General features: G+C 71.4%; 16 protein-coding genes. 3 read left to right on the top strand and 13 right to left on the bottom strand.

All coding sequences use genetic code 11. From position 1 onward, the window contains the following. Nucleotides 1-89 precede the first annotated feature (89 nt). The 3 genes from ABT354_RS36945 to ABT354_RS36935 all read right to left on the bottom strand — a co-directional run bounded on the left by ABT354_RS36945 (nucleotide 90) and on the right by ABT354_RS36935 (nucleotide 2,096). Nucleotides 90-602, bottom strand: coding sequence for a MarR family winged helix-turn-helix transcriptional regulator (locus ABT354_RS36945; RefSeq protein WP_351502232.1), 513 nt, complete (start codon nucleotides 600-602; stop codon nucleotides 90-92). Further along, the gene (locus ABT354_RS36940) at nucleotides 599-1,066 is read right to left on the bottom strand and encodes a GNAT family N-acetyltransferase (RefSeq protein ID WP_351502230.1); all 468 of its coding nucleotides are present in this window, start codon (nucleotides 1,064-1,066) and stop codon (nucleotides 599-601) included. The genes ABT354_RS36945 and ABT354_RS36940 overlap by 4 nt, the downstream gene beginning before the upstream one ends. A gap of 172 nt (nucleotides 1,067-1,238) precedes the next feature. Next, entirely contained in the window at nucleotides 1,239-2,096 is an 858-nt protein-coding gene (locus ABT354_RS36935; RefSeq protein WP_351502228.1) for a hypothetical protein, read from the bottom strand. Between the two features lie 364 nt (nucleotides 2,097-2,460). Here ABT354_RS36935 and ABT354_RS36930 point away from each other — a divergent pair, with 364 nt between their 5' ends. Next, nucleotides 2,461-3,126 carry an FG-GAP repeat protein gene (locus tag ABT354_RS36930; RefSeq protein ID WP_351502226.1) on the top strand — a complete coding sequence of 222 codons (666 nt, stop codon included), beginning with the start codon at nucleotides 2,461-2,463 and terminating at the stop codon, nucleotides 3,124-3,126. A gap of 143 nt (nucleotides 3,127-3,269) precedes the next feature. Here the strand turns inward: ABT354_RS36930 and ABT354_RS36925 are convergent, their stop codons facing one another. The 3 genes from ABT354_RS36925 to ABT354_RS36915 all read right to left on the bottom strand — a co-directional run bounded on the left by ABT354_RS36925 (nucleotide 3,270) and on the right by ABT354_RS36915 (nucleotide 5,813). Next, nucleotides 3,270-3,635 carry a PH domain-containing protein gene (locus tag ABT354_RS36925; protein ID WP_351502224.1) on the bottom strand — a complete coding sequence of 122 codons (366 nt, stop codon included), beginning with the start codon at nucleotides 3,633-3,635 and terminating at the stop codon, nucleotides 3,270-3,272. Nucleotides 3,636-3,734: 99 nt separating this feature from the next. Continuing rightward, nucleotides 3,735-5,249 (bottom strand): VCBS repeat-containing protein, encoded by a 1,515-nt coding sequence (locus ABT354_RS36920; protein WP_351502222.1) that lies wholly within the window; start codon nucleotides 5,247-5,249, stop codon nucleotides 3,735-3,737. Nucleotides 5,250-5,360: 111 nt separating this feature from the next. Then, the gene (locus tag ABT354_RS36915) at nucleotides 5,361-5,813 is read right to left on the bottom strand and encodes a MerR family transcriptional regulator (RefSeq protein ID WP_351502220.1); all 453 of its coding nucleotides are present in this window, start codon (nucleotides 5,811-5,813) and stop codon (nucleotides 5,361-5,363) included. A gap of 121 nt (nucleotides 5,814-5,934) precedes the next feature. Between ABT354_RS36915 and ABT354_RS36910 the strand changes: the two genes are divergently transcribed. Beyond that, a complete protein-coding gene (locus tag ABT354_RS36910) occupies nucleotides 5,935-6,804 on the top strand; it encodes a polysaccharide deacetylase family protein (protein WP_351502218.1) in 870 nt (289 codons plus the stop codon). A 115-nt stretch (nucleotides 6,805-6,919) separates the two neighbouring features. Then, nucleotides 6,920-7,453, top strand: coding sequence for a GNAT family N-acetyltransferase (locus tag ABT354_RS36905; RefSeq protein ID WP_351502216.1), 534 nt, complete (start codon nucleotides 6,920-6,922; stop codon nucleotides 7,451-7,453). Here the strand turns inward: ABT354_RS36905 and ABT354_RS36900 are convergent. From ABT354_RS36900 to ABT354_RS36870, 7 genes are all read right to left on the bottom strand, one after another. Next, nucleotides 7,450-8,634, bottom strand: a complete 1,185-nt coding sequence (locus tag ABT354_RS36900; RefSeq protein WP_351502214.1) for a flavin-dependent monooxygenase — start codon at nucleotides 8,632-8,634, stop codon at nucleotides 7,450-7,452. The genes ABT354_RS36905 and ABT354_RS36900 overlap by 4 nt on opposite strands. 213 nt (nucleotides 8,635-8,847) lie before the next feature. Then, nucleotides 8,848-9,255, bottom strand: coding sequence for a DUF6069 family protein (locus ABT354_RS36895; protein WP_502983575.1), 408 nt, complete (start codon nucleotides 9,253-9,255; stop codon nucleotides 8,848-8,850). 26 nt (nucleotides 9,256-9,281) lie between these two features. Then, nucleotides 9,282-9,902 (bottom strand): TetR/AcrR family transcriptional regulator, encoded by a 621-nt coding sequence (locus ABT354_RS36890; RefSeq protein WP_502983574.1) that lies wholly within the window; start codon nucleotides 9,900-9,902, stop codon nucleotides 9,282-9,284. 161 nt (nucleotides 9,903-10,063) lie between these two features. After that, complete coding sequence (locus ABT354_RS36885) at nucleotides 10,064-10,405, bottom strand: hypothetical protein (RefSeq protein ID WP_351502210.1); 342 nt, start codon at nucleotides 10,403-10,405, stop codon at nucleotides 10,064-10,066. A 25-nt stretch (nucleotides 10,406-10,430) separates the two neighbouring features. Continuing rightward, entirely contained in the window at nucleotides 10,431-10,871 is a 441-nt protein-coding gene (locus ABT354_RS36880) for a DUF5959 family protein (protein WP_351502208.1), read from the bottom strand. Nucleotides 10,872-11,091: 220 nt separating this feature from the next. Next, complete coding sequence (locus ABT354_RS36875; protein ID WP_351502206.1) at nucleotides 11,092-11,373, bottom strand: hypothetical protein; 282 nt, start codon at nucleotides 11,371-11,373, stop codon at nucleotides 11,092-11,094. A 232-nt stretch (nucleotides 11,374-11,605) separates the two neighbouring features. Beyond that, entirely contained in the window at nucleotides 11,606-12,118 is a 513-nt protein-coding gene (locus ABT354_RS36870; RefSeq protein WP_351502204.1) for a hypothetical protein, read from the bottom strand. Nucleotides 12,119-12,133 lie beyond the last annotated feature (15 nt).

The following is a 12,133-nucleotide window of genomic DNA, read 5'->3' as shown; positions in this document are numbered from 1 at the left end:
ATGGACTCCCTCCTCCGCCTTGCGATTGCACGCACCAGACCCCGCCCGGCCCGCCCTCCGGGCGAACGACGCTACTTTGAAGACACTCCCTAGGACCCCCCGCCGTCTCCCCCGTCTCCCCCGTCTCCCTCGACGTTGGCGATCATTGTGCGCAGCACCTTGAGCGCGGCCACATACTCCTCGTCGCTGATGCCCTGGTGGACCTCGGCGCGTATCTCCGTGACCAGCCCGCGCAGCTCGGCCCTGGCGGCCTCGCCCGCCTCGGTGAGGTGGAGGTTCCGCTCGGCGTCGGTCCTCAGCCAGCCCCGGTGGAGCAACTGGTCGACGACCCGGGGGATCTCGCACTCCCCGCCCGCGAGGGGGGTCAGCTGGGCGGCCACCTCGTCACGGCTGGGCGCCGTGGGCCCGCTGGTCACCCGGTTGAGCACCCAGTACTGGGGCTGGGTGACATCGATCCTGGCCATGGCGTCCCGCAGATGCCGGGTCACCACCTCGTGGGCGCGGCCGCTCCAGTAGCCGATGGGCTGGTTGACCAGCATGTCCTCGGTGGCCGCCGGATCAGCCGGCGCCTGGTCGGTCATTCCGCCGTTCAGTAAATTCATGATCGCGACGCTACATCCCCGTCGTCCGCGGGCGCGGGGGCATCGGCCGTCCAGTACATACCGATCGAGTTGTGGCGGGTGGTCTCGGCGAAGCCGAACTTCTCATAGAGGTAGCGCGCCTCACCGTCCGCGATCAGCGAGACATACGCGGTCGCGGGTGCCCTGCGCCTCAGCTCGTCCATCAGAGCGGCCATGATGCGCCGGCCGAGACCCCGGCCCTGGTGTGCGGGGTGCACACAGATGTCGACGATCTGGAAGGCGGTGCCGCCGTCGCCGATGACGCGCCCCATGCCGATCGGTTCGTCGCCGTGCCGGAGCACCACGCCGTACCAGGTGTTCGGCAGGGCGAGCGCGACGGCGTCGGGGTGCTTGTCGGAGAGTCCGGCATCGGTGCGCAGCCGCCGGAAGACCTCCACGGAGGGCACTCCCGACTCGATAAGGTAAGGGCCATGTGCGACGTTCATGCATTACACCATAAAGGGTGGCGGGCTCCCGATGAAGAGGGGGACCCGGTCCTCCGGTGAGCCGGACCGGGGTGCCGGCGTGGCAGCAGGGTGCCGGCCTCCGCCCCGGGCCCAGGCGTCAGGCAGGCATCACATGTCAGGCATCAGGCGGTCGGCCTCAGGGCCCCGGACCTCACTCCATGAACTCCACGACGCTCCGCAGCTCCTCCGCAGCGGGGTGCCCGACCACCACCCGTGCGTCGAAGTCCCCGAAGAAGACACGGTTCCGCGAGCCGTTGTCCATCCTCACCAGATAGGGCTCGCGCCCGGTGGACATCACGAGCACGCTCTCCAGCCGGGGAATGGTCACCTTGACGGCGGGCTTCCCCCGGAAGACGCTCTCCTCCCGCCGCAGATCCCGGAAGTCCGGCTGCCGCTCTTCGAGACCGCGCGCCACCTCGTCGAGCCGGTCGCCGAGATGGGCGAGGTCACAGGAGCGGGCGAGCCCCTGGAAGGCCTTCAACCGGGGGTCCACCCGCATCCAGCGGCCCGCGAACCCGGTGACCTTCTCCTCGATGGAGGCGGGGGACCAGTCGGGGCGGTCGGCCTCACGGATGGCCTCGGCGTCCACTCGGATGTAGAAGGCCCCGGACAGCTGACGGATGTCGGTCGAGCCGCCTTTCTCCTGGTGACGGCCGAAGCAGCGGCCCTCCTGATCCATCCGGACCAGGGTGGTCCGGCCGCCGCTGCCGTCGGCGCGGGCGATCAGGGACGACGCCCGCGCGGTATTGCGGACGGCGCGCGCCACCTGCTTCCCGAGCCGGTGGTCCGCCCGGGCCGCCTCGGCCCCCTTCGACGGACCGGCCGCCTCGGAGGGGCCGGAGGGATCCGCCGGACCGGACGGCGCCGCGCCCGGCTTCTTCGGGGAGTCATGGTGTTCCCCGTCCGCCGTGGCACAGCCCGCCGTGGATGCCAGCAGGGCGGCCACTCCCAGTACGGCGGGCAGCCACCGGCGCCGGACGGATCCCGGCCGTATCGGAACAGAGGTCATCGGTGGGTTCCGCCTTCGGAAGGGTCCGGGGTCGAGATCGGGTCACGGTAGCCGTCGACGCCTCGGCGATCCAACTTCCCCCAGGTGATGCCCTGTTGACCACCAGGATTCCGGCCACCGAGGACCTCCCTGCCCAGCCCGGCGGCGCCCCGCCCCCGTAACCCGGCCTGCCCTGCGGCCCGCCCGGAAGCGGGCGGAACACCGGGCCACCCCCATGAGGCGGATCACGGTCTCCCGGCGGCAACCCCTTCCCGGCCGCCGGAAGTCTTGCCCCCGCTTCCGTCCGTCATGGCTTCCGCCCTGGACAGGGGCATCAGTCCCCCGCGGGAGCCCCGATGGGCCCCGCGCAGCTCAGGAGATCCGCTTGTACAGACGCAAGAACCTCCGTCTCACCCTCGCGTCGGCCACCGCCACCGCGCTCATGGGCGGACTGCTCGGCCTCTCCACCGGTCCGGCGCTCGCCGCGCCGGCCAGGCCCGCCGCAGCTGCGGACGACTTCGACGGCGACGGCTTCCGCGACTACGCGGTCCCGGACCACGAGGGTTTCACCGTGGTCTACGGGACCGCGAAGGGGCCCGGCACCAGGAAGAAGACCATCACGCAGAAGAGTCCGGGCATCCCGGGCAGCCGCGGCGACGCGGGTGGTTATGCCGACAGCTTCGGTGAGGAGCTGGCGAAGGGCGACTTCAACCGGGACGGGTACGGGGACCTCGCCGTCGGCGCGCCGAACGAGAAGGTCGGCAAGGAGAAGAGCGCCGGCGGGGTGCATGTGCTGCGCGGCGGGAAGAAGGGCCTGACCGGCACGGGCTCGTGGTGGTTCACCCGGGCCACGGCGGGGGTGCCGGGGGAAGCCCGTGAGTACACCGGGTTCGCGATGTTTGTGACCCTGCGCGACATCGACCGGGACGGTGACGCCGATCTGGCGGTCGGCGAGGGCTGGCCCACCAGTGTGCTGCTGCCCGCGGGCAAGGGCGGTATCGGCACGGCCGGGGCGCTTGAGCTGCCCATGAGCGCACAGTTCGGGGAGTAGCCGGGCGGTACCGGACGCGACGGTCACCCCGGGGCTGCCCCGCAGCCCCGGGGGGTCGAGCCGGGCCCCCGGGGGGGGGTCGAGCCGGGCCCGCCGCCTCCGGTAGCAGAGTCCCGGAGGCGGCGGGGGCAGCTCGGGGCGGATCAGCGCGCGGTGAAGTGCGACAGGATCGCCTGGACCTCGTAGATGTCGACACCCTTGGTGAAGGTCTTCTCGATCGGCACCGGGTTGCCGGAGATCCAGAGCTTCAGCTCGGCGTCGAGGTCGAAGGTGCCCGCCGTCTCCACCGAGAAGTGGGTGATGCTCCGGTACGGGACCGAGTGGTACTCCGTCTTCTTGCCGGTGATGCCCTGCTTGTCGATGAAGATGAGCCTGCGGTCCGTGAGCAGGATCGTGTCCCGCACCAGCAGATAGGCCGCGTGCACCTGCTCACCCTGGCCGAGCAGCCGGACATAGTCCTGCTGCGCCTGTGCCGGGTCGATCGGGTGGGCGCTTCCGAAGAGTCCCATGTCAAGTCCCCCACTTGGTTGAAGATTGCAAGATTTTCCCACTGTATACGGGAGAAGTCGCGGTTCTCCCAGCGGGTTACGGGCAGGGTACGGATGCCCTCAGAAGAGGTATGTATGGCTGGCGGCGTTGTTGAAGGCATGGCCCAGCAGGCTGTCGGCGGCGGCGGGGGTGCCCAGGGTGCCATGGCCGAAGGTGGTGGCCCCGGTGGCGGTCGGTCCCCTGCCCGTGCCCTTGAGGATCCACACCGATCCGGCGCCGCTGTTCTCACCGGGGCCGCCGACGGCGAGTTCCGGGTGGCCGTCGCCGTTCAGGTCGCTGAGCCGGGGGGTGAAGCCGAAGCGGTCGCCCGTCTCGGCGACGCCGGGGACACCCGGGGTGTCCTGGGTGAACACCTGGGCACCGGTGCCGGTGAGGCCCCTGGCGGAGCCGCGCAGCACCATCACGGCGCCGGCGCCGCCGCCGAGCGTACCGACCCGCTTGCCGGGGATGCCGGTGGCGACATCCCCGTAACCGTCACCGTCGACATCGGCCACCGTGACCCCGGAGCCGAAGAAGTCACGGTAGGCGGAGGAGCCCGGGACCCCCGGGGACTCCTGGGTGAGTGTGGTGTAGCGGGAATCCGCCGGGCCGCTCGCCGACCCCGGGAAGACGCCGATCTGACCGCCGCCCCGAGGAGGGTCGGACTCGCGGAAGTCGTCCCGCCCGACGACGATATCGGCGTAGCCGTCCCGGTCGATGTCACCGATGTCGAGGCTGTCGCCGCCCGGCACCCACGGATCGCCGATGCTCCCCCTGAGCGCCTTCGGGGCGCCGGAAAGACCCTGCGCGCCGCCCGTCCAGACGGCGGTCTCGGGCGATTCCATCATGTCGGTGTGCTGGCGCGTGGCGGCGAGGTCGGCGCGGCCGTCGCCGTCGACGTCCCCGGCGGCGAGATCGGTGATGCGATAGGCCGTATCCGCCACGACCGGGGAGAATCCGGCGGCGGAGCCGTCCCGCTGGAACGGGCCGGACAGCACCCGTACATCGGTGACGTCGTCGCTGACGGCCACGTCGGGGTCGCCGTCCCCGTCGAAGTCGCCCACCGCCACGGATCTACCGAGCCAGGCCCTGCTGCCCTCCAGCAGGCTCGCCCCGCCGGAGAGCCCCTGCGGTCCGCCCCAGAGGACGGTGAGGGAGCCGGCGCGCTCGACGGTGGTGGCGTCGAGGTAGGCGCCCACGACGAGATCGGCGTACCCGTCCCGGTCCAGATCGGCCGAGGCCAGGGCGGAACCGAACCGGTCACCGCTCCGGGCGGTGCCGGGGACGCCCGGGGAATCCTGATGGAACGTCTGCTTCCGGGCGGTGACGGGTTCGGTCCTCGACCCGAGGAGCACGGAGACGGTGCCGGCCCCGGCCACCGTGCCCGCGGTGCCGCCCGGGGCGGCGACGGCGAGATCGCGGATGCCGTCGCCGTTGAAGTCCTCCGGCCCGGCGGGGGACTTCTTCGCGGCGGGGGGACGGAAGGAGGCGGCGGCCCCGGCCGGGGCGGCGACCGCCGGTGGCACGGTCAGTGCGGCGGCGGCCAGGACGGCGGTGGCAAGAAGGAACCCACGAGCCGGTCGTCGGAAGTTCATGGATCAGCCTTTCGGACCAAGGGCTGGTTCGCACGCGGTGATCGCCCGCACGCGCCGACGGGACCGCCGGTGCGCCTGCTGAGACTTCCGGGGTGGACGAGGGGTTGCATATCACCCGGCAGCACGCCCGCCGGGTACGGAGCCGGCCGCCGGGCCAGGGGCAGACCCCGCCGGGCCGGGTACGGAGCGCGCCGCCGAGGCCCGGTCCTCGCGGCGGACCGCGTCCACATACGCGGCTATCGCATCGCGGTTGCGGACCAGGACGGCGATACGTTCCGTCATCCGGTCGCGTTCCTGTTCCAGGGTGGCCAGCAGCTCCGGCGTCGGATTCGGGAAGTGGATCGTCCCCGGCGAGTCCAGACAGGGCAGCACCCGCCGGATGACCCGCGTGGGCAGCCCCGCCTCAAGGAGCCCCCGGATCTGGCGGACCCGGTCCACATACCGCTCGTCGTACTCCCGATAGCCGTTGGCGGAGCGGTCGGCCACGATCAGGCCCCGCTCCTCGTAATAGCGCAACAGCCGCCGGGGGGTCCCGGTGCGGTCCGACAGTTCCCCGATACGCATGTGATCCACCTCATGTCCGGGCGGGTTGACCCTCACATTGATGTGAGGGTTCGAGTCTAGGAACCGGACGAACGGCGTCACCGCCCTGGACGGGCGGAACAGGGACGAGGTGTGTGCGGTCATGGAACAGCGGCTCTACGACTACAGCCCGATCGTGGAACGGGGACCGGTCCGCTGGCCCGGCGGCGCCCGGGTCGCCTTCTATGTGGGGCTGAACATCGAGCACTACCGGCTCGACCGCCCCTCGACCAGCACCTTTCCCGGCACCGCCGAGCTGGTCCCCGACCCGCTGAACTACGGCTGGCGGGACTACGGCCCCCGGGTGGGCGTCTGGCGGGTGATCGAGAGCCTCGACCGGTACGGGATCCGGGCGAGCGCGCTGCTCAACTCCGAGGCCGCCGAGCGGTATCCGCAGATCGTGGACGCCGGGCGGGCCCGGGACTGGGCCTGGGTCGCCCATGGCAGGAACAACTCGACCTTCCACACCGGTCTGGCGCCGGACGAGGAACTCCGTACCCTGACCGAGATCGTCCGCACCATCGAGCGCACCACCGGCCACCGCCCGCGCGGCTGGATGGGCCCGGCGCTCACCGAGACCCTCCGTACCCCGGAACTCCTCGCCCGCCTGGGCCTGGACTATGTCCTCGACTGGACCAACGACGACCAGCCGTACCGGCTGAATGTCCCCGGGATGCTCAGCGTCCCGTACTCCGTCGAACTCAATGACATCGGCCTGTTCGTCAGCAAGGGCATGACCGGACCCGAGTTCGTCCGGATCGTCAAGGACCAACTGGACCGGCTGCACGCCGACGCCACCCCCGACAGCGGCAGGGTGATGGCCCTGGCCCTGCACCCCTTCGTCATCGGGCAGCCGTTCCGGAGCCGCTATCTGGACGAGGCACTCGCCTATGTGGTGAACCACCCGGGGGTGTGGCCGGCCACCAGTGATGAGATCGCCGAGCACTACGCACGGACCACCGAGGAGCGGTAGGGAGGGCGCGGTACGGGCGGGTCCGTCGTCCTCCGGCGATCACCGACCGCCCGTTGTCAGACCCGGGTGGGAGAGTGGGTCGACGGCTCACCGATAAGGGCCGGGGGAGGTTGTGATGAACGTATCGCTGCGCGAGGTACGCGACGGTGACCTGGCCGTCTTCTACGCCCACGGGAACGATCCGCAGGCGGTCCGGATGGCGGCCTTCACCGCCGATGACCCGTCGGACCGTACTCGCTTCGACGCCCACTGGGCGCGGATACGCCGGGATCCGGCGGTCGTCGCACGCACCGTCGTGGCGGCGGGCGGCGAGGCCATCGGGCATGTGGCCGTGTTCGGTCCGCCCGGGGAGCGCGAGGTCACCTACTGGATCGGGCGGGAGCACTGGGGCCGCGGTGTGGCCACCGCCGCGCTGCGGCAGCTCCTCGACACCGTTCCGGAGCGTCCGCTCCAGGCCCGGGCCGCCGCGGACAACGGCGGGTCGATCCGGGTGCTGGAGAAGTGCGGATTCCTGGTGACCGGCCAGGAGCGCGGCTTCGCGAACGCACGGGGCGAGGAGATCGACGAGGTCGTCCTCACCCTGGTCGACCGACCCGCTCCCGGGCCACCGGCGCGCGACCGGAGCACGTCCTACCGGAGCACCTCCTAGAGGAAGGGCGTTCCGGCGTCGACCCCTGACAGCACTCGGCCGTACAGCTCCAGATTGGCGGCCGGGTTGACGTACGAGTGGAGGTTCAGGGCGTTCAGATCCCGTACGATCCGCTGGATCGGCGCCTCCCGGTGCAGGGACGAGGCACCCGAAGCGGACCCGATCAGATCGGCGGCCTCCTTGCACAGCCGTGCCAGATATCCGCACTGCGCCCTGATCCGGGCCCGCTCCTCCGTGGTGTACGGCTCCCCGGCGGCCGCCTTGGCCTCGATCGCCTCCACCACATCGGCGGTGAGCAGCTCCGCGGCGGAGACCTTCATCGAGGCCTCGGCGAACTGGAGATGCGTCACCGGGGCCTCGTGCTGGCGCTCGTAGACGGTGTACGTGATGCCCCGCTGATGGATGCGCTCGCCGAACTCCGTCAGGGCGGCCCGCGCCAGACCGAGGGCGTTCGCGGCCGTCCAGGCGCAGAACAGCAGCATCACCGGCATGCGGTAGAAGGGGTCGTCGCCGTTGCGCCGCGACGGGAACGTACCCGCCAGCATCGGCTCCACCGGCAGGACCCGGCGGGCGGGCACCCGGACGTCCCGGGCGACGACGGTATTGCTGCCGCTCCCGGTCAGACCGGTGACGTCCCAGTCGTCCAGCACGGTGAGTTCGGCCATGGGGATCGCCAGCCAGAGCATCTCCGGCGGGCCTTCCCCGGTGTCGTCCAGCGCGGTCAGCAGATGCCAGTCGGCGTCCTGACAGCCGGTCGCGAAGGGGGATTTCCCGTTCACCACATAACCGCCGTCCACCGGAACGGCCTTCGAGCCGGGGACGAGCGTGCCACCGATCCGTACATCGGGACCGGTGAAGATCTCGTCCTGGGCCTCGTCGGGGAAGAGGGCCGCGATGAACGAGGTCCCGCCCTGGATCATCGCCATGTACCCGGCCGATCCGCAGGCCCCGGTGACCTCGCTCAGCGCGTCGACCTGGGTCCGCAACGAGGTCTGGTAGCCCCCGTAGTGGCGGGGGACGTTCATCCGGTGGATCCCGGCGCCCGAGAGGGCCTCGACCACCTCGCCGGTCACCCGCCGTCGCTGCTCCGCGCGGGCGGCGTGCGAGCGGATGAGCGGACGCAGCTCGCGTAAGCGGCCGACGAGGTCGGTGTCCGAACGAGGTGCTGACGTACCGGTCAAGGAGCGGCCTCCGGTCTCGGGTTCTCGGGTCTCGGATCGCGGTCGGACGTCCCGGATCACAGATCACGGATCACGGATCACGGATCACGGGAGTGATCCTCACCGTGACCCCGATCCCGGCGCCTGTCAATGCCGCCTGAGGCCCGGGGCGTCCACGGCCAGGCACGGCGACGGCTCACCCCCGGCCACCCGGCTCACCCCCGGCCACCCGGCTCACCCCCGGCCACCCGGCTCTCCGCCGGGACCCGGTGCTCGCGGTGTCGCCGGGGCGGCGTCCTGCGTCCGCAGGCCCGGGATCAGCACCGCCGCCACCGCCAGATGCATCAGGGCCAGTGCGGCCCGGGTGCCGCCGTCCATGCCGTCGCCGGTCAACGGCAGGAAGGACAGGGCCAGTACGGTGACGGCCGCCCCCGTCCAGACGGCACGGGCGCTCCGTACCCCGAACCGCTCCAGGGCGGCCAGCAGCCCCCAGCCGGCGAGGGCCGCCGGCAGCGCGGCCAGTGCCACCGGCACCGCGCCGATGTCGACCGTCCGCCCGCCGTCGGTGATCCGCAGCCGGTGCCCCAGTACCGGGTCCGCGACCAGCCACACCAGGACGGGCGCCAGGGCCGCGAGGCCCACAGCGGCTAAGCGCGCTCCCCGGCGGCTCACTGGGCACCGCCCGCGAGCGCACCGTGCAGGAAGATCTCCACCAGCTCCCGCGTGGTCGGCTCCGGCTCGTCCTCCAGATACGGCTGGGTGAAGAGCAGCCCGAAGAAGAGGGCCGCGATCTGCTCCGGCGGCCGGCGCAGCGCGGCCCTGTCGGGCTCCAGCAGCTCCACGAGGGCCGCGCGGATCCGGATCGTCGACTCCTCGCGGCCCGCGCCGCGCACCGTGCCGGGGTGCTTGCCGCCGCGATGCCCGGAGGCGTGCAGCAGACCGGCGATCACGCCCATGCGGGACAGATGCGCCTGCAACGCCTGGGCCGCCTCCGCGAGCCGGTCGGGCAGCGGCTGGGACAGCTCGATCGCCCCCAGCTCGCGGACCGCGTGCTCGGGGGAGAGCGCCTCCGCCAGGCAGGCCTGGAGCAGCTCGTCCTTGTCGGCGAAGACCCGGAAGATCGTGCCCTCGCCGATGCCTGCGGCCCGGGCGATCTTCGCGGTGGTCACTGCGGCACCGTACTCGGCGATCAGCGGGATCGCGGTCTGAATGATCATCGCGCGCCGCTGCTCCGGTGACATACCGGGGGCACGGCGGCGAGTGGCCTGGCTCTCGCTGGGTGCTGTCATACCGTCAGCGTACGGAGTGAGTCCTCACTCCGTCAATGAGTGAGGACTCACTCCGTACTCTGACGACACCTTGGCCTTCGGTGGGCCCCGCCGGCGCGGCCCGGGCCCGCCGCGTGTCGCCGCGTGTCGCCGCTCTCCGACAGATGGTCAGCCGCCTTCACTCACCCGTCGGCCCGACCGGGCTCCTCCACAGCGGCACACCGGATGCGCCCGACCCATGAGTCGTCCGCCAGGGAGGACCACACGACGTCGATCCCGACATCGTGGAGGGTACGGGTGGTCTCCGCGAGCGATGCGAAGACCGCCGCCTGAACCTGTTCAACGGGTGTGTCCGAGGGCAGCACGACCTTGCCGCAGCCACCACCCGAACCGTCGGCGCGGAAGGTGTAGGGCCACACGGCCCGGCCGGCCGACTCCCGGCCGGCCAGCTCTCGGCCGGTCGGGAGTCGGCCGGCCAGCAGGATGATCTCCCTCGGTATGCCGAAAGGGGGTCGCTTCCTCACCTTGGCGTCCGGGTCCATTCGTGTGTCATGAGGCCGGCTCCGTGTACTCGCTGGGCCAGGTCCGCCGGACCCGCTCAAGCCGGTCGAGGTGCTCGCCGGTCCACCCCTCCCGCGACTGGACCCACAGCACCACGCTGAGGCGGTCGGGGTCGTGGATCGACAGGGACAGCGAGGGGGACTCCTCCTCCCTGTGGATACCGAGCATCAGCCCGCGGTCCCCGCCGAGCGTCGCGCTCTTTCCGGGGACGAAGTCGGTCAACTCCTGCCGCCAGTCGTCGAGGTCGCCCGGGAGGATGAAGAGCTCCAGCCGGGCGTCGACAAAGTCGGCGTGTACCAGGACATCCGCCCGGAGAATGTCGTGGCCGCCCGGCACACCGGGCTCGTAGCGACCGGTGACCCGCACGATGCAGCGGTCGCCGTCCGCGTCCTCCAGGTGGATCAGATCCACCGCGCCCGGTTCGGTCACCGTAGCCCCCCGCTCCCTTGTGATGGTCCGGCGTGCATCCTCCCTCATCACGGGAACGACCCTGCGGCCGACCGGCGCCGAACGGGTGACGGCCGCCGCCACGCACACCTCATCAGCAGGTCGGCCGGTGGTCGCCACGCACCCGTACCCGGCCCGGCCGCCGATGGCAGCGGCCGGGCCGGGTGCGTGACATCGCGGCGGGCGGAGCGATGCGGCCGTCTCAGTTGCCGATGCCGGAGCTGCCCAGGCCCGTGTTGCCGATACCGGCACTGCCGATGCCCGTGTTGCCGAAGCCCGCGTTGCCCAGACCCCAGTTGGCGATGCCGGCGTTGCCGACGCCCCCGTTGAGGGCGCCCGCGTTGCCGACGCCCGTGTTGCCGATACCCGCGTTGCCCACACTGGCCGGCCAGGTGTCGTCGGCACTGGCCGCACCGGCGCCGCAGAGAGCCAGGGCCGCCGCGGCACCCAGCGCGGCCGTCATGCGGAGAAGAGTCGCACCCATATTCATGTACCTCCTGTTTCGGGACTTCCTGGTCTGGATCCCTAGCATGCCGCCATACCGGATATCAGGCTAAATATCGGGTGCTTCCGTGTTACCCCGACACCGCCGCCCGACCCGGCCGCCCACCCGTTGATCATGTCCACCCAGGTCGTCGTCCTCCAGGTCGTCGTCCTCCAGGTCGTCCCCCAGGCCGTCCCGCCCCGCCGCTCCCCACGGCGACCGGCAGGAGCGCTCAACGGTCCAGCCGGTGCCGTACGTCATCCGGCCGAGCCGCACCGGTCTCGAAGCGGTTCTCGTCGAGACCGTTGACGATCCTCAGACGGCCCGCGGCGAAGACGAACTCCACCGTCACCGTTCCCGCCGCCAGGTCATGGCCGGACGGCCGCCACTCAAGGAGCGCGACCTCGCGCAGCTCCTGGCCGACAAACGGTTCCAGGCGTTCATCGCTCCGGGACCACCGAGGTGTCAGTTCGAACCACTCCCACCCGGTGACGGCCGCCGTGGTGTCGATCGTGTTCCAGCCGATCGACAGCTCGTCGAGCTTCGAGTGACAGACCTCCACCCGGGCACCGCCGAAGTCCAGCACCACCGGGCACTCGGCGAACCAGTCTCCGTCCTCGGCGAAGCGCACCAGCGCGAACCCTGTCAGCCGCTGACCGGCGAGTCCCGCCAGACGTGACCCGTGCGCCCGCCGAACCGCGTCGATCCCGACCAGGAAGGACGGCTCGAAACCAGAGATACCCATGTCCACAGGGCCAGG

The organism is Streptomyces sp. NPDC000594, assembly GCF_040299965.1.
Taxonomy (GTDB): domain Bacteria; phylum Actinomycetota; class Actinomycetes; order Streptomycetales; family Streptomycetaceae; genus Streptomyces.
The sequence above is the reverse complement of the archived record's forward strand: the minus strand, read 5'-3'. Positions and strand labels throughout refer to the sequence as shown.